Source organism: Nocardia salmonicida NBRC 13393 (assembly GCF_001613085.1).
Lineage (GTDB): Bacteria > Actinomycetota > Actinomycetes > Mycobacteriales > Mycobacteriaceae > Nocardia > Nocardia salmonicida.
In genome coordinates this window covers 1-22,147 of record NZ_BDBR01000047.1, presented here as the reverse complement: position 1 = coordinate 22,147, position 22,147 = coordinate 1, and the positions used below count along the sequence as shown (strand labels likewise).

Here is a 22,147-nt window from a genome sequence, read left to right as displayed (position 1 = left end):
GGAGCGTGACTTCTGATCTGAGTGCTCCCTCCGGTATTGATCTGTCCTTCCGCGATCAGGATGTGCGGGTGCAGGACGATCTGTTCGCGCATGTCAACGGGCAGTGGTTGGCCGGGTACGAGATTCCGGCCGACCGGGCCGTCGACGGTGCGTTCCGCACGCTCTACGACCAGGCCGAGCTCGATGTGCAGGCGATCATCACCGACAGTGCCTCCGGTGCGGCCGACGATGCCGATGCCCGCAAGATCGGGGAGCTGTTCTCGAGCTTCATGGCCACCGATGTGGTCGCGGCGGCCGGGTTCTCCCCGATCGCCGACGAGCTGCGCGCGATCGCCGAGGTCGCCGACCCGAGCGCGTTCGCCGCGCTGCTCGGACGCTTGCAGCGCACGGGAGTTCGTGGCGCGCTCGCCTACTACGTCGACACCGACGACAAGAACTCCACCCGGTACCTGGTGCACGCGACCCAGTCGGGCATCGGGCTGCCCGACGAGTCCTACTACCGCTCCGAGGAGTTCGCGCCGATCCGCGCCGCCTACCTCGCGCACATCACCAAGATGTTCACCATCGCCGCCGCCGACGCGTCCTTGGACGGTCTGCTCCCGGCGGATCCGGCCGACGCCGCCCGCCGCGTGTTCGAGCTGGAACGCACACTCGCCGCAGGCCATTGGGATGTGGTGCGGCGCCGCGATGCCGAAAAGAGCTACAACCTCACGACGTTCGCCGACCTGGTCGCCGAGCACCCGGAATTCGACTGGGCCGCCTGGGTGGAAGGCGTCGCCACCGGTCTCGACCGTGACGGCGAGGATCTGTTCGCCGAGCTCGTCGTCCGTCAGCCCGACTACCTGCGCGCCTTCGCCACTGCGTGGGCCGAGGTGCCGCGAGCGGATTGGCAGGCGTGGACGGCGTGGCAGGTGCTGCACGCGCGCGCCGGATTCCTCACCGACGAGATCGTCGAGGAGTACTTCGACTTCTACGGTCGCACCCTCACCGGCGCCGAGGAGAACCGCGAGCGCTGGAAGCGCGGCGTGTCGCTGGTGCAGGAACTGCTCGGCGAGGCGGTCGGCAAACTGTATGTGGCCCGGCACTTTCCGCCGCAGGCCAAGGCCCGCATGGTCGAGCTGGTGGCCAACCTTCAGGAGGCCTACCGGCGCAATATCGCCGACCTCGAGTGGATGGGCCCCGACACCCGCGCCGCCGCGCTCACCAAGCTGGAGAAGTTCACCCCCAAGATCGGCTACCCCGACACCTGGCGTGACTACTCGGCGGTCGAGATCGACGCAGGAGACCTCGTCGGCAACTACCGCCGTGGCCACGCCGCCGACCACGATCGCGACCTGGGCAAACTGGGTGGCGAGGTAGATCGCGGCGAGTGGTTCATGACCCCGCAGACGGTGAACGCCTACTACAACCCCGGCATGAACGAGATCGTGTTCCCCGCGGCGATCCTGCAGCCGCCGTTCTTCGACATGAACGCCGACGACGCCGCCAACTACGGCGGGATCGGCGCGGTGATCGGCCACGAGATCGGTCACGGTTTCGACGACCAGGGCGCCAAGTACGACGGCGACGGCAACATGCAGGACTGGTGGACCGACGAGGACCGCGCCGAGTTCGGCAAGCGCACCAAGGCCCTGATCGACCAGTACAACGTGCTCTCCCCCGCCGAACTCGACGACGAGCACACCGTGAACGGCGAGTTCACGATCGGCGAGAACATCGGCGATCTGGGCGGGCTGTCCATCGCCCTCGCCGCCTACCGGATTTCGCTCGACGGCAAGGAACCCCCGGTCATCGACGGCCTCACCGGGCTGCAGCGCGTCTTCTACGGCTGGGCGCAGGTCTGGCGCACCAAGGCTCGCACCGAGGAAGCCATCCGCCGCCTCGCCGTCGACCCGCACTCCCCGCCGGAGTTCCGCTGCAACGCGGTGATCCGCAATATCGACAGCTTCTACGAAGCCTTCGACGTGACCCCCGACGACAAGCTGTTCCTGAAGCCCGAGGAGCGCGTGACAATCTGGTGATGCGACTCGACCCTGCCGGTGGCCTGCCCGCCGGTAGGGTCGAAATCCATCGCTCCGGAGAGGGACCCATGCGTCACCAGCAGGTAGCCGACAATATCTTCACCATCGCGGGCACCCATGTGAACATGGTCCTGCTCCGCGACGGCCGCGATCTGACGCTCATCGACGCGGGCTGGCACGGCGATGCCACCACCATCGAGAAGTCGATCCGAGCCCTGGGCCACCGCCCCGAAGACATCAAGGCGATCCTGCTGACCCACGCCCACCTGGACCACGTCGGCGCACTGAACCACCTGCACCGTCACTACGCGATCCCGGTCTACACCAGCGAAATCGAAGTCGCCCACGCCCGTGGCGAGGTCCACGAATCCGCCACCCCGCTCGATGTGATCAAACGCCTCACCGACCTCGACACGATCGGCTGGGCAGCCCGCATCACCGCCGCCGGCGGCCTTCGCAAGAACCCGGTCCCCCACATCCAGCCCTTCCCCGCCGAAGGCGCCCTCGACTTCCCCGGCAACCCGATCCCGATCCCCTCCCCGGGCCACACCTCCGGGCACAGCGCCTTCTATCTGCCGAACGCGGGCGCGGTAGCCACCGGCGACACACTGGTTACCGCCCATCCCACGTCGAAAATCGAAGGCCCCCAACTACTCCCCGACTTCTTCAACCACTCGACCCCGAAAACCCTGGCAGCCCTGGCAGCCCTCGAATCACTCGCCGCCGACCTGGTCCTTCCCGGCCACGGCGACCCCTTCACCGAGGGCATCGGACAAGCCGTCGCCCGAGCCAGGACCCACGCGGCAACCGATCTCACCTGACGACGCAAGCAGCGACTAGTCAGCTCGCTACTGTCGTTCCCTCCGAAAAACGCGAGTAGCTGACAAGTTAGTGGCGTTTTCGATAGCGAAAGTATAGTAAAAGCACATGAGTTGGCCGGCTCACCGCACGGAGCAGCGTCCCTGGACGGCGCGGGACGGACGCGGGCCACGGGTCGGCCCCATGCCGGAGCGCGTCGCGGTGTCGATCCCCCCGCGCATCGCCGAACTCGACTTCGCCTCCAGGCGAACAACATCGGCCAGCGAAGCCGCGGTGATCGCGGTGACTCATCTCGAGGCCGGCCAGGGCCAGTATTCGCCACCGCTGCGCGAATTCCTGCTGCGCAGCGAGGCAGTGGCGTCCTCGCGAATCGAGCACATCGATGCGGGCTGGCGAGCATTCAGCAAAGCCTTCGGCGGCGCGACGACCCGCGCCGAGGCGGAGTCACAGGTCGGCGCGGTGCGATCACTCACGGGCCTGGTCGACACGGCGGCGACCGGCAGGATCACCGAAGCGAGTCTGCTCAGCGCCCATCGCGTGCTGATCGCCCCGGAGTGGGAGAAGGCCGGGCGCTTGCGCACGGTCCAAACCTGGATCGGCGGAAGCGATTACACGCCACTCAACGCACTGTACGTGCCGCCGCCACCAGAACTCGTGCCCGAATTGATGGCCGACTTGCTGGCCTTCGTCGCGCGCGGCGACCTGCCGATCCTCGTCCAAGCCGCGATCGCGCACGCCCAGTTCGTGTCGATCCACCCTTTCGTCAGCGGCAACGGCCGGATCGGCAGGGCGCTGGTGAGCGCCATTCTGCGCAGACGCGGGCTGACCGACAGAGTGACCGTTCCCTTGGCGTCGGTCATGCTCGCCGACACCTCGCGCTACTTCGCCCAACTGGCGGCCTACCGAGCCGGCGCCGCCGACGAATTCGTTCTCTATCTGGCGCTCGCGGCGGTGTATGCCAGCGAGGCGGCGATCGACTCGGCCCGCACCCTCACCGCTCTCCCCCAGCGATGGCGAGACCGCGCCCGCCCACGCGGCGGCTCCGCGGACGAAGCGCTACTGGCGAACCTGCTCGAGCACCCCATCCTCACTATCGCCGGCGCGAACGCCATCACGGCGACGACCGACTCGGCCACCTACCGAGCCCTCGAACGACTAGTCGACGTAGGCATCCTCGAAGTCGTCTCCGACTCCAAACGAAACCGGATCTGGGCCGCCACCGACATCCTCGCCGAACTCGACGCCCTCAACGCCGCGATCGGTCGACGCACCGCGGCGGGCCTGTCCTGACCCCCCGGGTCTCAGCGCAGGCGCAGTTCGGTGTCCGCGTCGAAGAAGAACACCTCTTCGGGCTTCGGCCGTAGGTGCAGCGTCTCGCCGAGGGTGGTCTGAAACCGTCGGTCCACGCGGACGACGATCCTGCCGGAGCGGGCGGACCAGTCGGTGCCCGCGCCGTGGGTGTAGACGAACGATTCGGCGCCCAGTTCCTCGAGCAGTTCGGCGACGACGGTGATGCCGGCGGGATCGGTGGTGACCTCCCAGGACTCGGGACGGATGCCGAGCACCACGCGAGCGCTGGAAATGCCGCGCGGTAACGGGATTCGTAGTCCGTCGAGCACGGCTTCGCCGTCGAGCACGGGTGCTTCGAGCAGGTTCATGCCGGGTGAACCGATGAATCCGGCGACGAAGGTGTTCAACGGATTGTCGTAGAGCTCGCGGGGAGACGCGATCTGCTGCAACGTGCCCTCGCGTAGCACCGCCACCCGGTGGCCCATCGTCATCGCCTCGACCTGGTCGTGCGTGACGTAGACCGTGGTGGTGCCCAGACGCTGCTGCAACGCGGCGATCTGGGAACGGGTACTCACCCGCAACTTCGCGTCCAGGTTGGACAGCGGCTCGTCCATGCAGAACACCTGCGGGCGGCGCACGATGGCGCGGCCCATGGCGACGCGCTGCCGCTGGCCGCCGGAGAGCTTGGCCGGTTTGCGGTCGAGCAGCGGCTCGAGTTCGAGCATCGCCGCGGCTTCCTTCACCCGAACCAAGGTGTCGGACTTCGACATTCCCGCATTGCGCAGGGCGAAGCCCATGTTCTCGGCGACGGTCATATTCGGGTAGAGCGCGTAGCTCTGGAACACCATCGCCACGTCGCGGGCGCGCGGCGGCAGGTCGGTGACATCGCGTTCACCGATCCGAATCGTGCCCGCCTCCACGGATTCCAGTCCGGCCAGCATGCGCAGACTCGTCGACTTGCCGCAGCCGGAAGGGCCGACCAGCACGAGGAATTCACCATCGGCGATGTCGATGTCGAGTGCGTCGACGGCGGGGGCGTCGGCGCCGGGATAGCGATGGGTCACACCGTCGAACTGCACTGTCGCCATGGGGAATTCTCCTAGCAGGGAATGCGAAACGGGCCGGTGGTCCAACGAACCACCGGCCCGTGGGGGAACTACTTGGGCAGCTTGGGCGTGATCTGCCGGTCGATGATCGCCTGCACGTCGGCCGCCACCTTCGCGAGAACCGTTGCCGGATCGGCGTTCTGGAGGCCGATCTGCTCGTAACCGGTGCCGATGATCTGATCGGCGCCGGGCACGAACACCCGCGCGTAGTCCTGCGACTTCGCTACCGAGAGCTGGTCGATGGCGACCTTGGAGTTCGGGTTCTTCGCCAGGAAGTCGATCTCGCTAGGGTCGGTCACCGCCGACTTGCGCACCGGCATGTAGCCCGTGTTCTGCGTGAAGTACGCGGTGTTGGCCGCGTTGGTGATGAACTCGATGAACTTGAGCGCGTTCACCTTTCGCGCGTCGGAGATCCGTGAAGGCACGGCGAGACCCGCGCCTCCGGTGGTGACGCCGGGACCGTTCGGATGCGGCAGGAACGCGGTGCCCACCTCGAACTTGCCGTCGGCGTTCTTCTTGATGCCCTTCAAATCGCCGGTGGACGCGATGGTCGAGGCGGCGACGCCGGTGCCGAAGTCGACCGCGATCTGCGGGCGGATCGCGGCGTACTTCTTGACGTTGATCGAGTCGCGCAGGTAGGTGGCCGCGGCGATCGAGCCCGGATCGGTGAACTTCAGCTTCCACTGATCGGAGTAGGCGCCGCCGAAAGTCCAGTTCGGGCCTTGGAAGGTCCAGCCCAGGTAGTTCTTGGCGTCACCCCAGGCATGCGCGAACTTGTCGGCGCCGACGAGCGACTGAAGCTTGGGGCCCCACTCGTCGAATTCCTGCCAGGAGTTCGGGCCGCGGTCGGGCAGTCCGGCTTTCGCCCAGACGTCCTTGTTGTAGTAGAACAGCGGCGTCGAACGGGCGTAGGGCAGCGCGTAGTGCTTGCCGTCGAACAGGTAGTCCGCGGCGAGCGAGTCGACGTAGTCGCTCAGCTGCACACCCGCGGCGCCGAAGTGCCCGTCGAGCGGCTCGATGGCCTTACTCAGCGCGTAGTTGAACCACCAGACATCGGACAGCACAACAACATCGGGCAGTTCACCGCCGGTGAGCGCGGCGTTGAACTTCTGCGCCACCTCTTCGTAGTTCTTGCCCGCGTCGACCAGGTTCACCTTCAGGTCGGGGTGCGCGGTCTGGAAGCGGTTGATCAGCTCCAGCTCCAGCTCCTTGGAGGTGCCGGGGTGGTTGGACCAGAAGGTGATGGTGCCGGCGTCCCCGGAATCGCCGGATCCGCCGCCGGTGCCCGCGCACGCGGACAGCGCGGCGGCAGCGGCGACGCCGCCGGTCAGGCCGAGGAAGCCACGGCGACTCAACGCCGGGAATCGTGAGTTGGACACTGGCGAACTCCTGTTCGAGATTTAACCCTTGACCGCACCGGAGGTGAGGCCCTTGATCATGTGACGTTGCAGGGCAAGGAAGACGATGAGGATCGGCAACATGGTGAGCACGGTGCCCGCCATGACCGGCCCCCAGTTGGTGACGCTGGGGTTCTCGGTGTTCTGTAGCAGGGTCAGGCCCACCGGCAACGTCGCGACGTCGGCGGAATCGGCCATCAGGAACGGCCAGAGGTACTCGTTCCACTCGTTGACCAGCGTCACCACCGCGAACGCCACCATCGTCGGCCCCGACATGGGCAGCACCACGCGGGTGAGCAGCCGCCACCAGTTCGCCCCGTCCATCCGCGCCGCCTCGATCACCTCGGCGGGCAGCGACAGGAAGTGGTTGCGCATCAGGAAGGTGCCGAAGGCGACGCCGCAGAGCGGAACGATGATGCCCTGGAAGGTGTTTCGCCAGCCGAGCTGCGCGATGAACGCGTAGTTGGAGATGACGGTGATCTGGTTGGGCACCATCAGCGCCGCGATGATCACCAGGAACACGATGTTCTTGCCGGGGAAGCGCAGGAACACCAGGCCGTAGGCGCTGAACACGCCGAGCGCGAACTTCACCACCGACACCACGCCGGTGACGATCAGCGAGTTCCGCAGGAACGTCCAGAACGGCACCGTGGTGGTGGCGTGGCTGTAGTTCTCCGGGTGCCAGCTGTGCGGCCAGTAGACCGCGGGCTGGGTGTAGATGTCGGAGCGGTCCTTGAGCGAGGTGATCAGGATCCAGAACAGCGGGACCCCGACGATGATCAACACACACGCCATGGCCGCGTAGCCGAGGAGGGTGACGGCGCGTTCGCGACGCTGGTACGAAAGCGTCTGCGGGCCCACATGTTTCATCGTTCGCCTCGGTCCATCACGCGCACCTGGATCAACGTGACCACCAGCAGCACCACGAACATGATCGTGGCCACGGTGGCGCCGTACCCGGCCCGGAAATTGCGGAACGACTCCTCGTACACCTGGAACACCATCGTGGTCGTGCCGTTGCCGAGCGGTCCGCCGCGCGTCATCACATTGATGATGTCGAAGACTTGGAGCGAGTTCAGCAATACGGTGATCGACAGGAAGAAGGTTGTCGGGCGTAGTTGTGGCAGAAGGACTTTCGTGAATCGAGTCCAGCTGTTCGCACCGTCCATTTCGGCGGCTTCGAGTAATTCGGCGCGCACGCCTTGCAGCGCGGCCAGATAGATCACGAAGGCGTAGCCGAGGTTCTTCCAGATGTAGGTGAGCGTCACCATGAACAGGGCCCATTCCGGGTCCTGATAGAAATCCGGCACATTGTCTACGCCGACCCGGTGCAGGACATCTTGTACCAGACCGAAACTCGGATCGAAGATGAATTGAAAAGCTACCCCGATCGCCGCGCCCGAAATCACGAACGGCGCGAAAATGGCGGAGCGGACTACATTGCGCCCGAACAGTTTTCGATCGAGCAGCATCGCGAGTGCGAGGCCGAGCGCCATACTCACCACGACGGCCGCCACGGTGAAGATCACCGTATTGCTGACGACCTTCCATGAGTCGTCTCGCTGCCACCATTCGATGTAGTTGTCGAACCCGACCGAATTCGCCACCGGATCAGCGATATTCCAGTCGGTGAACGACAACCGGATGTTGTCGGCAAGCGGTCGGTAAACGAACAGGGTGAGCAGCGCCAGGTTCGGCACCACGAGTACCACGAACAGCGCGTAGTCCTGCCACGGACGGTTTCTCCCGGGGAGCACCCGCTCCGGACTCTGTCGCACCGCGGCAGCTTTACGGCGCATGGCGAACCGTTGGTTAACCCTGCCCGCCGATTTTCTGAACATCGGGCACACAGGACTGATTACAGCAAAGGGCCGAACAACACGGCCTGTTTGATCGTATTGTTCGGCCCTTCTTCAGCGAGTACATGGGTAACTCACCGGGAACCGGCTGACTCTGCACTCACCCGACTGTCGGCCGCGTCGCCGACAACCAACCCGCCTGAGTCCGGCCAGAATACGCGGAGAGGCGGATGAGCTCAGTACATCAGTTCCAGTCGCCGAGACCGTCACCCGCACTGAGGGTTCCGCCCTGGGTGCCGGTGATGACCACGGCGTCACCGCGGCGCGAGTTCTCCAGGAACCACTTCGCGTCCTCGGTGCTCACATTGAGGCAGCCGTGGCTGGCGTTGGAATAGCCCTGCTGCGCGACCGACCACGGTGCGGCGTGGACGAAGATGCCGCTGTTGGAGATGCGGGTGGCGTATTCGACCTCGAGCTTGTAGCCCTCGGGGTCGGTGACCGGCACGCCGTAGGTGGACGAGTCCATCGTCATCTTCTCGAGCCGCTCACCCACGATGTAGGTGCCGTTGGGGGTCTCGTGACCGGTCTTGCCGAGCGAGGTCGGCATCTCGCGCACGACCTCACCGTTGATCGTCACGACGATCATCTTGGTGGCGTCGTCGACGGTGGCGACGAACGCGTCACCGATGTGGAACGCGCTGGTGGTGCCACCCGCGGCCACGGTCACGTTGGTGTTGGCGGGCCAGAACTCGGCGGGCTTCCAGCGGACCTGCTTGCTGGAGGTCCAGTAGAAGTAGCCCGGCGCGTTGGTGCTCGAGGTGACCTTGATGGCCCGCTCGGCGGCCGCGCGGTCCTCGACCGGCTCCTGGAAGGTGATGATGATCGGCTGCGCGACGCCGACGGTCTCGCCGTCGGCGATGTTGATGTTCGGCGGCGCGAACGGCGCCTGCTGCGCGGGCTCGTTCACCGCGGGCTGGCTCGAACCGGCGCCGAAGCCCGGCAGAGTCGGCTGAGCCTGCGCGGGCACGGCGATCAGCGCGCCGGTCGCCGCGATCGCCGCCGACAGCAGCAGACCCCGGCGGAGCCAGCGCGATTGCCGCATATTTGCCTCGTAGTGCATAGGTTTCTCGTCCATTCCATCTCTCGTTCCGCGTGCGGCGGCCCGAGATCTACTCATTGACGCTTTTTCTCATTGACGCAGAGGCCGCAACGGGTCTCTACGGGGTAACGACGTCCCCGACCCTGACCCTCCATTACTACCCGCACCAGGTGACCGGGTGCCAGCCGTGTTGCGCGGTGATAACAGGGCGGCAACTATGTGCCGTGCGTCACATAACGTGCTGTTATTCATCGGCTTTCGTCAAACGCCGCGCTCACAGCGGCGAGTCGATGGCAGTGCGTGCGAACAGCCGGGAAGCACAGGGGTGTGAGTCTCAAACGTCACGTGAGGCATATCACTCGGTCCGTGTGAAGTGGATCGCTCGATCCGGCGCGGTCGCGAGATTGCGCGGCACCGTGCGTGGTCGCCTACCGAGCGCCAGCGACGGCTCGAGGGCCAACCTGACCTCGGTCAGCAGCGTTGCCAGCACGATCCGCAGCTCGTAGTCGGCCAGCGTCGCGCCGATGCAACGGCGGTGGCCGCCGCCGAACGGCGCGAACTCGAACGGGGTCACCACGCGGCCGAGGAATCGGTCGGGATGGAACAGGTGCGGCGCCGGCCAGGTGGACGGCTGGCTGTGCAGGACGCCGACGGCAAGGCCGATGGTGGCGCCCGCGGCCACGTCGACTCCGCGCCAGCGCAACGGCTCCTTCACCGTGCGCAGCACGATCGGTACCGGCGGGTGCAGGCGCAGGGTTTCCTGGCAGACGGCGTCGAGCAGCGGTAGCCGGGTCTGTTCGGCGGGGTCGTCGCCCGCGGTGGGCAGCTCGGCGAGCACGCGATCGAGCAGGCCGGGTTCGCGGTGCAGGTGATAGAGCGCCCAGGTGAGCGTGGTCGCGGTGGTTTCGTGGCCCGCGACGAGCAGGGTGCGTAGCTGGTCGCACAGTTCGGGGTCGGTGGGCGCGGTGCCGTCGTCGTAGCGCAGGGCGAGGAGGAGATCGAGCAGATCACCGTCTGACGGGCCGGTGCGGCGGCGCCGGGTGATGTCGGCCGTGATCAGCTCGTCCAGTCGCTCCCGAGTCGCGGTGAACCGCTCCCACGGACCGAAACCGCCCATGCCGTGGCGTAATACGGGCGCCACCATCAGCGGGGTGGTGAACGCGGCGAGGAAATCGGTGACCGGAAGGCCGTATTCGGCCGCGCGATCGGAATCGGAACCGAACACCGCGGCGAGGATGACGCGCAGGGTGATGGCGCGCGCGGCCGTGAGCGCATCGATCCGAGTGCCGAGTTGCCAGGGACCCCCTGCACCACAATGGATTTCGTGCAGTGCGGCATCCCGGATCACCTTCCCCAACAACCGCATCCGAGCGCCGTGTAACGCCGGCGCCAGCAGCGCGCGATCCGTGCGATGCCGCGTCCCGGAACTGAGAATCAGCGACGCGGCCCCGACCATCGGCTCGATCGGATTGGGTCGAGGCGGCTCGAGCAGTGCGACGGGCGCCCGGAACAATTCGCGCGCGCCCTCGGCCGTTCCGGTGAACAGTACGGGCGGAAACCCGGGGAACCCGACCGCGAACGGATCACTGCGCGCCCCGCGTCGTCGCAGGTAGCCCTCGAAATCCCGCCCCGCGGCGACGCCGTGCAGCAGCGAAAGGCGCGGCGCGGCGGGCGCGGGGCTCAGCGAACTCATGTCCTCTACTACGGCGGACTCCTCCCGGCGGTTCGATCAGCGACGCGCCGCGCGTACGGTCCCCTGCGCGATCGCCGCCAGCTTGGCCAGCCGCGCGTCACCGAGCGCCGTGACGGCCCCACCCAGCCGGTTGGTGACGAACGCGATCGACATCCCCAGATCAGGATCGGCGTAGGCGCCCGATCCGCCGACGCCATAGTGGCCGAAGGCATTTCGCGGCTGCTGTTTGGTCATCAGCACCGGCCGGTGGTAGCCGAGAGTGAACCGCAGCGGAAGTCCGAGGACATAGTCGCGGCTGCTGGTCTGCTGGGTCCGGTTGATCGTCTCGATCGTCTCCGGCCGCAGGAACCGCACCTCACCCACCTGGCCGCCATTGGCGAGCGCCCCGTACATCCTCGCCAGCGCCCGTGCCGAGAACACGCCGTTCCAGCCGGGCATCACCGCATCGTGCACCCGCGGATCGCGGACGAGTTCGTCGAAACTCTCCGGCATGCCCGCCTCGGCGAGCCCGCGCGCGGGCCGCACCCACGACAACACCGACGACGCGGTGTTCCAGCGAATCCCCGGTGGCGCCAGGTGCGGAAAGATCTTCGCGATCCGGTGCCGCTGGCCCGGCGGTACCTGGAACCAGAACTCGTCGATACCCAACGGCTGGGCCACTTCTCGACGCAGTACCTCGGTGAAGGGCTCACCGGTCACCCGCTGCACGATCTCGGCGACCAACCAGCCGAAGGTGATCGCGTGATAGCCCGAGGTACGGATGCGGCGCGGGTCGGCGGGGCTCTCGGCGAGGGCGGTCACCACCGCGTCGTAGTCGAGAATGCCCTCGCGACCGGGGACCAGGCCGCGTACCCGATGCAGGCCCGCGCGATGGGACAGCACGTCACGCACGGTGATGTCGTCCTTGCCGTGTGCCCCGAACTCCGGCCAGTAGGTGGCCACCGGCTCCTCGTAGTCGATGAGCCCGCGCTCGGCCACCCGGTGCAGCACAGTGGCGGCGACGCCCTTGCCGGTGGAGAAGGTGAGCGCGATGTTCTCGCCGGTCCAGCGCAGATCCTTGGCCGCCCAGCCCGCCCAGATATCGACCACCGGGCGCCCGTCCAGGTAGATGGCCAGCGCACCGCCACCACGACTGGGCTGGGAGAACATCCCGAAGAAATGATCGGCGAGGCGGATGAAGCGCGGATCGACCACCATCTGCCGTGGGGCCGCGAAATCACCGACCGGCGCCGGGTTACTACTCACGATGTGCGTGGACTACTCGGACGGCCTCGCCTCGGAAACACCATGGCTACCTCCTGATACGCGATCGGGGGCCCCGCTCCGCACTCGGCGACCGGAATCCCAAGGGTATCGCAGGCAAGACCCGCCGGGTTGGAGTCGACGGGGGTAGCTCCGGTGGTGTATTCACAGTAGGTGTTTGCAGATTTGCCAATCGGCCGGCTCGTCGGCGCGATCGCCATCACCGTGACCGCGTTCGTCTCGACCGGTTGCGGAGGCACCATCGACGGCCACGCACAGCCGGCGATCGACGTCGTCCCCGCGACGAGCAGTGCGACTCCGACCACCAAGCCGGGCAAGACCACCGGCAAACCCACCGCGAGCAAGCCGGCGCCGACGTCGAGCAAGGGCGGCAAGACCGACTTCCAGGCCAATATCGGCGATTGCGTGTCGCTCGGCGGCACCGTCGACGACGCGACCATCGAGAAGGCCGCGTGCGGTAGCCGCTCGTCGAACTACAAGGTGATCGGCAAGGCCAAGAACAGCAACGGCTGTGTCGGCGACCGCGACAACTTCTACGCCGAGACGCTCAACGGCATCGAGACCGGCGCGCTGTGCCTCGACATCGACTGGGTCATCGGCGGCTGCATCGACGTGGGCGGCGACGAACCCAAGCGCATCGACTGCAACGCGGGCGGGACCGAACCGGTCAAGGTGATCACGATCAACAAGAACTCCGACAGCGTCGACGACTGCCCCGACGCCGCCGATTCGGGCTTCAAGTACGCCGAGCGCCGCGTCGTCGTCTGCGTGGAGAGCCTGTAGTCCGACGAACGACGTGCGTGGCGGCTAGTTTGGAGTCGTGCCACAGACGGTTCGGCTGAACTCGGCATCGGGTCGGTGGATTATGCTCGCCACCATCCTCGGCTCGTCGATGGCGTCGCTGGACGCCACCGTGGTCTCCGTGGCGCTGCCACGCATCGGCGAATCGCTGCACACCGATGTCGCCGGGTTGCAGTGGACCGTCAACGGATACACCCTCACCCTCGCCTCGTTCATCCTGCTCGGCGGTTCGCTCGGTGACCGGCTCGGTCGCCGTCGCGTCTTCGTCTGGGGGATCGTCGGCTTCGCGATCACCTCGCTGTTGTGCGCGGCCGCGGTGAATATCGAGATGCTGGTCGGCGCGCGGTTGCTGCAGGGCGTGGCGGGGGCGCTGCTCACCCCGGGGAGTCTGGCGCTGATCTCGGCGTCGATCGATCGGCGCGATCAGGGCAGCGCGATCGGACTGTGGTCCGGGCTCGGCGGGGTGGCCGGTGCGTTCGGGCCGCTGCTCGGCGGTGGATTGATCGATCTGGTCGGCTGGCGGGCGATCTTCCTGCTCAATGTGCCGCTCGCGGTGGTGGTCGCCGTCGTCACGCTCAGATACGTGCCGGAGAGTCGTGATCCGCAGGCGCCCGCCCGGATCGACGTACCGGGAGCGGTGATCGTCGCGCTCGCGCTCGGCGCCCTCACCCTGGGACTCATCGATTCGCGGGTCGTGCTGATGACTGTCGGCGTGGTCGCGCTGGTGTGTTTCGTGCTGGTGGAACTGCGCAGCCCGAATCCGCTGGTACCGCCGTCGCTGTTCCGTTCGCGGATGTTCACGGTGGCGAATCTGGTGACGTTGCTCGTGTACGCCGCGCTCGGCGGCGTCTTCTTCCTGCTGGTTCTGCAATTGCAACTGGTCGCCGGCTACTCGCCGATGGCGTCGGGCGCCGCGGGATTGCCTGTCACGCTGCTGATGCTGGTGCTCTCGGCGCCCGCGGGACGGTGGGCGCAGCGCCATGGGCCGCGGATTCCGATGACGATCGGTCCGCTACTGGCCGCGGGCGGGGTGTTCGCGCTGCAACGGATCGGACCCGGCGCGGACTATGTCACCGATGTGCTGCCTGGCGTGTTCGTCTTCGGGCTGGGGCTTTCGGTGCTGGTGGCGCCGTTGACCGGTGCGGTGCTCGCCGCGGTGCGCGAGGGCGAGGCGGGTATCGCGTCGGGGGTGAACAACGCCGTCGCGCGCACGGCGCAGCTGCTCGCCGTGGCGGCGTTGCCCGGTCTTGCCGGGTTGTCCGGTGCGTTCGACGACCCCGTCGCCTTCGCCGCGGGCTTCGACACCGCGATGCGCTGGTGCGCACTGCTGTTGCTGATCGGCGCGGGCATCGCGGCGGTGCTGCTCCGGGTGCCGCGTCAGGCGCCGCAGCCCGAACGCGTCGACTGCCTGCCGCATTGCGCGGGCGCCGACGGCCCCGCGCTCGCACCGAAATCGCTTGCCGTACACGACGTATAGAAAAGGAGCGGGTCGCGTGGACAACCACGCGACCCGCTCGACATCCGGGGAGTACAGGCGAGGGACTAGATCGGGCGGTAACCCGAACCCACGCCGCCGCGGCCGTTCATGTCGTCCATGATCGAGTTCATATTGGTGCCGACCTCGGGTCCGACACAGGCCAGGGCCAGATAGGCGTTGACCATGCCGACCAGGGTCGAGCCGACGACGACCGGCGCGCCGGAATCGCCTTCGACCACGCACATCTGCGACCAGGTCTCGGTATTGGTCGCGAAGACGTCGCCCCAGGTGATGCCGCAGGTATTGCCGGTGGTCCGGCCTTCCTTACAGACGATCGTAGGGAACTGCGCGGGTCCGCCGACGCCGGTGATGGTGACGTTGCCGATCCGGTTGACCGGGGTGATCCGGCCCGGCGTGAACTGGATGACCGCGTAGTCGAGTTCGGAGTTGCTGTACACGAAACGGCCGATCTCGCCGTAGCCTCGATCCGCCTCGGCGCTGACCGTCGCGCCCGCGTCGCCGCAATGGCCCGCGGTCAGGCCGACCAGCCTGCCCGCGCCGTCGTAGCCGACCGTGGTGACTGTGCACTCGAACGCGTTGTCGATCACGATGCCGGAGCCGCCGCCGATCACCGGGGGGCCTGCTTGCGCGTTGGCCGCGCCGGTGCCGAGCAGTGCTGCACCGAGGGCGAGGGCGAAGGCGGTGTTGGCCACCTTGGCGAGTTTGCTGAACATGTCCCTCCAGATGTCGGAAGCTCGCACGATATCAATACGGTCTGTCTATCGTGCCTGTATTCGATCCCGGGCGCGCCCTCGGACCGGTGTGTTTGCCGCCGAGTCGTACAACCCTTCCCGAGTGGTTGTCATAGCGATTCCCTATTGGAATCGTGTCGCAGCGCGTCGTTCGTGTTTCTCGCGTGATGTGTTCGGATAATTCGGCGTGGAGTTCGTTATGAATGACAAACTTCCGCAATATTTCTTTACCGCGACCGCCGGTACTGGGAAACCATGTAGGAAAAGGCCTCCGAGCGTAATCTCCGGAACCCTGGAATTATGGGCTGTAGGGTCCGGCATGGCAGGTCTCATAGCAGTTTCGGACAGTGACCTCTATCTATGACAGCGCTCACATGTCGGTGATGTGTTCTGCGCTACTCCGTAGTAAGGTGCGTCAAGCAAACAAGTCGCCGGAGCGTTGAGGGTCCGGCGTCGAGAGGGGTTATGGCAGTGCAGTCGACCGAGAGTCCGCCCACACGTTCACGAGTCAGCGAGGCTGTCGACTGGACGAAGGGCCTTTGGGACGACCACCCGAAGAAGTCGCTGGAAACCTTCGGTCGACAGATCACGATGGGTATCGAAGCGATCACGGAGTTGTTCGTCGCGATCTTCCGTCGGCGTTTTCCTTTCGATGAGTTCGTCCGGCAGTCCGCCTTCATGGCCAGTGTCGCCGCGGCGCCGACGCTGCTGGTGGCCATCCCGATCGCGGTGATCGTCTCGATCCAGGTCGGCGCGGTCGCGGGTCAGGTCGGTGCCACCTCGTTCATCGGTGCGGCCAACGGCCTCGGCATCATCCAGCAGGGCGCCCCACTGGTCACCGCGCTGATGATCGCGGGCGCCGTCGGTTCGGCCATCTGCGCCGACCTCGGCTCACGCACCATCCGTGAAGAGATCGACGCGATGAAGGTCATGGGCGTCGACCCGCTTCGCCGCCTGGTGGCTCCCCGCCTCGGCGGTGCGATGCTGGTCAGCTTCCTGCTCTGCGGCTTCGTCGTCTTCGTCGGCTTCCTCACCGGCTACATGTTCAACATCTTCGCCCAGGGCGGTACGCCCGGCTCCTACATGAGCACCTTCGCCTCGTTCGCGGTGACCCGCGACCTCGCGGTGGCGCTGTTGAAGTCGGTCCTGTTCGGTCTGATCGCCTCGATCATCGCCTGCGACTGCGGCCTCAATGCGCGCGGCGGCCCCGGCGGTGTCGCCAACGCGGTGAACTCCGCGGTGGTCAGTTCCACCGTCATGCTGCTCGGTGTCAACGTGGCGATCACCCAGATCTACGCCGCCGTCTTCCCCCCACAGGTGGTCTGAGCCATGTCATCTACTTACGTACCTCCGCTACTGCGGCCGATCCGGTCGCTGCAGAAGGCCAGCAAGGCGCCCGGCGACCTGCTCGCCCGCCTCGGCCATCAGGTCTTCTTCTTCCTGCGTTCGGTCGGCTCCATCCCACTGGCCTTCAAGCAGTACCCGAAGGAGGTCTGGCGTCTGCTCACCGACGTCACCTGGGGTAACGGCAATATCGTCGTCGGTGGCGGCACCATCGGCGTCATCCTGATCATCAGCGCCTTCGGCGGCATGACGGTGGCCATTCAGGGCCACACCTCGCTGAACCTGCTCGGGTTGAGCCCCATCACCGGCGCGATCTCGGCCTTCGCCACCACCCGCGAGCTCGGCCCGCTGCTGGCGGCATTGGCCTTCGCCGCCCAGGCGGGGTGTCGATTCACCGCACAGCTGGGCGCGATGCGCATCTCCGAAGAGATCGACGCACTCGAGTCGATCGCCATCCGCCCGCTGCCCTACCTGGTCAGTACCAGGATGATGGCCGCGGTGATGGCGATCGTGCCGCTGTACGCCGTCGGTCTGACGACCGCGTACCTGGCCTGCTCGGTCACCGTGCAGTTGATCGGAGGTACCGCGGCAGGCACCTACTCGCACTACTTCTTCCAATTCCTGGTGCCGACGGACGTGCTCTACTCGCTGCTCAAGGTGATCATCTTCGTCATGATCACGACGTTCATCCAGTGCTACTACGGCTTCTTCGCCTCGGGCGGTCCCGAAGGCGTCGGCGTCGCGGCCGGCCGCGCGATCAAGATGTGCATCATCCTGGTCGTGTTCGCCGACCTCGTCATGACATTGGCGATCTGGGGCATCAACCCCGGCATCAGGATCTCGGGGTAAGGGCGCGATGATCATCGATCCGAGTGGGCGCGGTCCCACCATGAAGCAGTTGTACGTGGCAGGGGCCGCCGGTTTGATCGTCTTCGCGATCATCCTGGGTTTCCTCACAGCCAGGTACCAGGGCTACTTCGTACCCAAGGTCAACGTGGTCGCGAACCTGTCGACTACCGGCGACGGCTTGCCGTCGGACGCCGATGTGAAGTTCCGCGGCGTGCTCGTCGGCGTTGTGAAGAACGTCGACATCGGCGAGAGCGCCGAGCAGAAGGTGAACATCGAGCTCAAGCCCGAGTTCGCCGACGGCATCCCGAACACCGTCACCGCACGCGTCGTGCCCTCCAACCTGTTCGCGGTCACCTCCGTGGAGCTGGTCTACAACGGTGCGAACAGCCAGCACCTGAAGGAGGGTTCGCAGATTCCCGAGGACCGCAGCCAGGGCACGATCGCGCTGCAGGACACGCTCACCACGGTGCGCGACATCCTCGACGAGGTCGACCCGGTGCAGTTCGGTCGCGTGCTCGGCACGCTCACCCAGGCCCTCGACGGCAGCGGCCGGGTTCCCGGCTCGACCATCCAGCGCCTCGACCACTGGCTGACCACGGTCGCCGACGCGGGCCCGAACCTGGGCGGCATGCTGGACAACTTCTCCGACTCCGCGCACGCGCTGAACCAGTCGGCGCCGGAACTGCTCGATGTGCTCGGCTCCTCGGTGCAGACCGCGAACACCATCGCCACCAAACGCGAACAGCTGATCGCGCTGCTGGCCGGTGCGAGCGCCACCACCGATCGGGTGAACGACCTGTTCGCGTCGAACCCCGACGTGGGCAAGGAAGTCACGGTCGGCATGAACGCCACCCTGGGTGCGCTGGCCGCCGACCCCGCGTCGATCACCAAGACCTTCCAGGTCTTCGGTCCCTCGCTGGCCCAGCTCAACACCACCTTCCACGGTGGCCCGAGCGGCAAGCAGATGGTCTGGAACGCCGGCATCACGTTGACGCCGTACCAGCCCAACACCGTCGCCGATTGCCCGCGCTACGGCGATCTGCTCGGACCGAGCTGCTTCACCGCACCGGCCGAGGTCTCCCTGCCGCCGATTCCGGAGAACCTGCGTCCGCGCAGGCTCGACTCGGCCGCCGGCCTCCCGCCGTTGGTGTCGATCCCTGGCATGCCCGACATCCCGGGTCTGACCAGTCCCGGCGTCTCGCCGATGCACACGGCCAACGGCACCGAGATCAAGCCGTTCCAGGGCACGCCGCTCGAGGGACTCGTCCCGTCGATCCAGGTTCCGGGTCTGCCCGGTCTGCTCGGTGGTACGCCCGCTCCCGCGGCCGCTCCGGCCTCGGCGCCCGCTCCGGCGACGGTGCCTGCCGCCACACCGATCTCCTACTCCGGTGACGCGGCGATGACTCAGCTGCTCGGTCGCAAGCCGAACGCGTCCGAATATCTGCTGCTCGGTCCGATTTTGAAGGGCGGAACCCTGCAAGTGTCCGAAAACGGGGGTGGCGCATGAGTATCCGTAAGCCACTGATCGGGTTCAGTATCTTCGCGCTCGTCTCACTGCTCGTCACCGTGGTCGTGTGGAACACACTGGCTCGCACGGTCGACGGTGACACCCGCAAGTACACCGCGATCTTCACCGATGTTCTCGGGCTGCGGCCCGGCGACGATGTCCGTATGGCCGGCGTGCGCGTCGGCAAGGTCGAGGCCATCGAGCTCGACGGCAAGAACGATGCCAAGGTGTCGTTCATCGTGCAGAGCGACCAGACACTGTTCAACGACACCAAGGCGCTGGTCAGGTACCAGAACCTGATCGGCCAGCGCTATGTGGCGCTGACCCCGGGCGCGACGCCGAGTCCGGAGGCGCTCGAGAGCGGCTCCACGATTCCGCTCGACCGCACCGAGCCCTCGTTCGATATCTCGGCCCTGCTCAACGGTTTCCAGCCGCTGTTCCAGGCGCTCGAGCCCGCCGAGGTCAACGCGATGTCGGAGACCCTGATCCAGGCCCTGCAGGGCGACGGGGTTTCGCTGTCGGCGTTCATCATCCAGGCTGCCCAGCTCGCCACTGATTTCCAGCGTCGCGACGCGATCCTGTCGGACGTGATCACCAACCTGTCCGGTGTGATGGCCGGGTTGGCAAAGCGAGGGGACGAATTGGAGACCCTGATTACCCAGACCAGGGCGCTGATCGGCGGGCTCTACGACCAGGGACAGTCGCTGCAGGCTTCCACGGTCACCCTCGCCGATTCGACGACCGCGCTGGTCGGGATGATGAGCAAGATCCAGCCGAAGCTGGCGGCGACCCAGAACTCGACCACCGCGGCGCTGAATCTGTTGCTCGCCAACGGCGCCAAGCTCGACCAGGTCGCGATCGACATGCCTTCGATGCTCGCCGACCTCGGCCGCATGACGTCGGAAGGCACTCACGCCAACGCCTACCTGTGTGGCCTGGACGTCTCGCTGTACGGGGTCCTCTTCCCGCGCGGTCTGTTCAGCCAGATCGGTGGCAACAGCCATTCCGAGGTGTGCAGATGAGCAAGATCAAGTCAGCCTTCGCCGGCAACCGCAACTTCTGGCTGGGTGTGATCGGTGCGCTGTGCATCGTGTTGCTGCTGGTCGGTTCGAGTATCTACCAGTTCATCGGGCTCGGAAAACAGTCCATCGACGCGGAGTTCGTGCAGGCCGCGGGCATCAAGACCGGCGACAAGGTCGCGGTCTCCGGTGTGCAGGTCGGCACGGTCTCCGGCGCCAAGATCGAGGGCGATCACGTGGTGGTCACCCTCGACGTGGACAGCTCGCTCGAGCTCGGTCCCGACGCGCACGCCGCGATCAAGATGGCGACCCTGCTCGGCGCGCGCTACGTCGACCTTCAGCCCGGCGACGGTTCGGGTCTGAAGGACAAGACGATCCCGCGCAGCAACACCGACGTGCCGTACAACATCGCCGATGTGGTGCAGGTCGGTACGCCGAAGTTCGAGGCGCTCGACACCAAGAAGCTCGCCGCCTCGCTCAACACCATCAACTCCCAGCTCGGCGATTCGCCGGAGCTGGTGGCGCAGGCGCTCGACAGCGTCGGCGCGGTCGCCAAGGTGGTCGATCAGCGCAAGGGTGAGGTCGACAGCCTGCTCAAGGACCTCAACCGGGTCACGCAGTTGCTCGCCGACAACCGCAACTCGATCCTGCTCGTCATCACCCAGGGCGAGGCCATCGCCAACCGGGTGATGGAGCGACAGAGTCTGCTGCGCCAGCTGCTCGACAATGTCGCCACGCTGACCCGTCAGCTGGAGGAGATCGGCGCTCAGAACGGTGACCAGTTCGGCGGCACCATCAGCCAGCTCAACACCATGGCCGAGGGCCTGCAGAAGAACAAGGACAATCTCGACAAGCTGCTGCAGATCGGACAGCCGACGGCGCGCTACTTCAACAACGCCCTCGGCAACGGCAACTACGGCTCGGTCGCGCTGCCGTGGTTGTTCCCCGACAACTGGCTGTGCTTCGTTCAGGTGATCCAGGGGTGCCAAGGATGAAACTGACCAACAAACTCCGCATCGCGCGGACGATGATGATCGCCACCACCGCGCTGGCCCTCGGTAGCTGCTCGCTGCTGCCGAACCAGTTCGACGACGCGCTCGGCCGCTCGACCAAGATCACCGCCGACTTCGAGAACATCGCGGGCATGTACGAGGGCAACGAGATCATGGTCCTCGGCCTCGCGGTGGGCAAGGTCGACAAGATCGTGCCCAAGGGCACCTACGTCGAGGTCCACATGACCATCGACTCGGGAGTCAAGATCCCGAAGGACGCGATCGCGGCGATCATCTCGCCCTCGATCGTCACCGACCGTCACATCGAGGTGAGTCCGCCCTTCACCGGCGGTGAGACGCTGAAGTCCGGCGATCACCTGCCCAAGGCGCGGACCAGGACACCGGTCGAGCTGGACACGATGATCAAGACCATCGACCAGTTCGCCGCGGCCCTCAAGCCCGAACCCGGCCAGGAGGGTCTCGGCCCGCTGTCGGGCCGGGTGCTCTACCCGGTGCTCAACGGCAACGGCCAGAAGATCCGCGAAACCCTCGACGCGCTCTCGGGTGCGTTGAAGGTCGGCGTCGACAACAAGGACGCCATCTCCAACATCATCATCAAGCTCAACGAGCTCACGACGATGCTGGCCGACAACGATCAGTCCGTGCGCGACTTCAGCGACCGGGTGACCGCCATGTCGGGACTGCTCGCCGACCAGGCGCCCGGCTTGCAGGCCACCCTCGACCAGCTCAACCAGTTCCTGAACAACACCTCGACGACCTTCGCCGGGCATCAGGAAGAACTGGCCGCCTCGCTGACCGGCCTGACCACGGTCACCAACCAGTTGCGTGCCAACTCGGGCGCGATGATCGAGATCGTCGACGTGGTGCCGCTGCTCATGGAGAACATCGACGGCGCCAT

General features: G+C 66.3%; 19 protein-coding genes. 11 read left to right on the top strand and 8 right to left on the bottom strand.

Features of this window, described 5'->3' with window-relative positions:
* Positions 1-5 precede the first annotated feature (5 nt).
* From NS1_RS32545 to NS1_RS32535, 3 genes are all read left to right on the top strand, one after another.
* Positions 6-2,021, top strand: a complete 2,016-nt coding sequence (locus tag NS1_RS32545) for a M13 family metallopeptidase (RefSeq protein WP_062990718.1) — start codon at positions 6-8, stop codon at positions 2,019-2,021.
* Positions 2,021-2,842 (top strand): MBL fold metallo-hydrolase, encoded by an 822-nt coding sequence (locus NS1_RS32540; RefSeq protein WP_255284777.1) that lies wholly within the window; start codon positions 2,021-2,023, stop codon positions 2,840-2,842. The genes NS1_RS32545 and NS1_RS32540 overlap by 1 nt, the downstream gene beginning before the upstream one ends.
* 106 nt (positions 2,843-2,948) lie before the next feature.
* Positions 2,949-4,130 (top strand): Fic family protein, encoded by a 1,182-nt coding sequence (locus NS1_RS32535; RefSeq protein ID WP_062990714.1) that lies wholly within the window; start codon positions 2,949-2,951, stop codon positions 4,128-4,130.
* A gap of 11 nt (positions 4,131-4,141) precedes the next feature.
* On the opposite strand, the gene NS1_RS32530 is transcribed toward NS1_RS32535, so the two are convergent.
* The 7 genes from NS1_RS32530 to NS1_RS32500 all read right to left on the bottom strand — a co-directional run bounded on the left by NS1_RS32530 (position 4,142) and on the right by NS1_RS32500 (position 12,421).
* Positions 4,142-5,218 carry an ABC transporter ATP-binding protein gene (locus tag NS1_RS32530; protein WP_062990712.1) on the bottom strand — a complete coding sequence of 359 codons (1,077 nt, stop codon included), beginning with the start codon at positions 5,216-5,218 and terminating at the stop codon, positions 4,142-4,144.
* Positions 5,219-5,286: 68 nt separating this feature from the next.
* Positions 5,287-6,615, bottom strand: a complete 1,329-nt coding sequence (locus NS1_RS32525) for an ABC transporter substrate-binding protein (protein WP_084504699.1) — start codon at positions 6,613-6,615, stop codon at positions 5,287-5,289.
* Between the two features lie 21 nt (positions 6,616-6,636).
* The gene (locus NS1_RS32520; RefSeq protein ID WP_062990710.1) at positions 6,637-7,503 is read right to left on the bottom strand and encodes a carbohydrate ABC transporter permease; all 867 of its coding nucleotides are present in this window, start codon (positions 7,501-7,503) and stop codon (positions 6,637-6,639) included.
* Positions 7,500-8,411, bottom strand: a complete 912-nt coding sequence (locus NS1_RS32515) for a carbohydrate ABC transporter permease (RefSeq protein WP_373864381.1) — start codon at positions 8,409-8,411, stop codon at positions 7,500-7,502. Before NS1_RS32515 ends, NS1_RS32520 begins: the two co-directional genes overlap by 4 nt.
* 265 nt (positions 8,412-8,676) lie before the next feature.
* Positions 8,677-9,567 (bottom strand): L,D-transpeptidase, encoded by an 891-nt coding sequence (locus tag NS1_RS32510; RefSeq protein ID WP_255284776.1) that lies wholly within the window; start codon positions 9,565-9,567, stop codon positions 8,677-8,679.
* A 319-nt stretch (positions 9,568-9,886) separates the two neighbouring features.
* Positions 9,887-11,224 (bottom strand): cytochrome P450, encoded by a 1,338-nt coding sequence (locus tag NS1_RS32505; RefSeq protein WP_062990706.1) that lies wholly within the window; start codon positions 11,222-11,224, stop codon positions 9,887-9,889.
* Positions 11,225-11,260: 36 nt separating this feature from the next.
* The gene (locus NS1_RS32500; protein WP_062990704.1) at positions 11,261-12,421 is read right to left on the bottom strand and encodes a serine hydrolase domain-containing protein; all 1,161 of its coding nucleotides are present in this window, start codon (positions 12,419-12,421) and stop codon (positions 11,261-11,263) included.
* 231 nt (positions 12,422-12,652) lie between these two features.
* Here NS1_RS32500 and lppU point away from each other — a divergent pair, with 231 nt between their 5' ends.
* Positions 12,653-13,270: an LppU family putative lipoprotein gene (lppU, locus tag NS1_RS32495; RefSeq protein ID WP_063816339.1), complete on the top strand. Its 618-nt coding sequence runs from the start codon at positions 12,653-12,655 to the stop codon at positions 13,268-13,270.
* An 82-nt stretch (positions 13,271-13,352) separates the two neighbouring features.
* Positions 13,353-14,765 carry an MFS transporter gene (locus NS1_RS32490; protein ID WP_062990702.1) on the top strand — a complete coding sequence of 471 codons (1,413 nt, stop codon included), beginning with the start codon at positions 13,353-13,355 and terminating at the stop codon, positions 14,763-14,765.
* Between the two features lie 65 nt (positions 14,766-14,830).
* Here the strand turns inward: NS1_RS32490 and NS1_RS32485 are convergent, their stop codons facing one another.
* The gene (locus NS1_RS32485; RefSeq protein ID WP_056822702.1) at positions 14,831-15,499 is read right to left on the bottom strand and encodes a S1 family peptidase; all 669 of its coding nucleotides are present in this window, start codon (positions 15,497-15,499) and stop codon (positions 14,831-14,833) included.
* 483 nt (positions 15,500-15,982) lie between these two features.
* Here NS1_RS32485 and NS1_RS32480 point away from each other — a divergent pair, with 483 nt between their 5' ends.
* The 6 genes from NS1_RS32480 to NS1_RS32455 all read left to right on the top strand — a co-directional run.
* On the top strand, positions 15,983-16,843 hold the full coding sequence (locus NS1_RS32480; protein WP_373864380.1) for an MlaE family ABC transporter permease: 861 nt from the start codon (positions 15,983-15,985) through the stop codon (positions 16,841-16,843).
* Positions 16,844-16,846: 3 nt separating this feature from the next.
* Positions 16,847-17,710: an MlaE family ABC transporter permease gene (locus NS1_RS32475; RefSeq protein ID WP_056822703.1), complete on the top strand. Its 864-nt coding sequence runs from the start codon at positions 16,847-16,849 to the stop codon at positions 17,708-17,710.
* 7 nt (positions 17,711-17,717) lie between these two features.
* Positions 17,718-19,217: an MlaD family protein gene (locus NS1_RS32470; RefSeq protein WP_062990700.1), complete on the top strand. Its 1,500-nt coding sequence runs from the start codon at positions 17,718-17,720 to the stop codon at positions 19,215-19,217.
* Positions 19,214-20,239, top strand: a complete 1,026-nt coding sequence (locus tag NS1_RS32465) for an MCE family protein (protein ID WP_062990698.1) — start codon at positions 19,214-19,216, stop codon at positions 20,237-20,239. Before NS1_RS32470 ends, NS1_RS32465 begins: the two co-directional genes overlap by 4 nt.
* Positions 20,236-21,231: an MCE family protein gene (locus NS1_RS32460; protein ID WP_062990696.1), complete on the top strand. Its 996-nt coding sequence runs from the start codon at positions 20,236-20,238 to the stop codon at positions 21,229-21,231. Before NS1_RS32465 ends, NS1_RS32460 begins: the two co-directional genes overlap by 4 nt.
* A partial coding sequence (locus tag NS1_RS32455; protein ID WP_062990694.1) for an MCE family protein occupies positions 21,228-22,147 on the top strand: 920 nt, incomplete at its 3' end. The genes NS1_RS32460 and NS1_RS32455, both read left to right, overlap by 4 nt.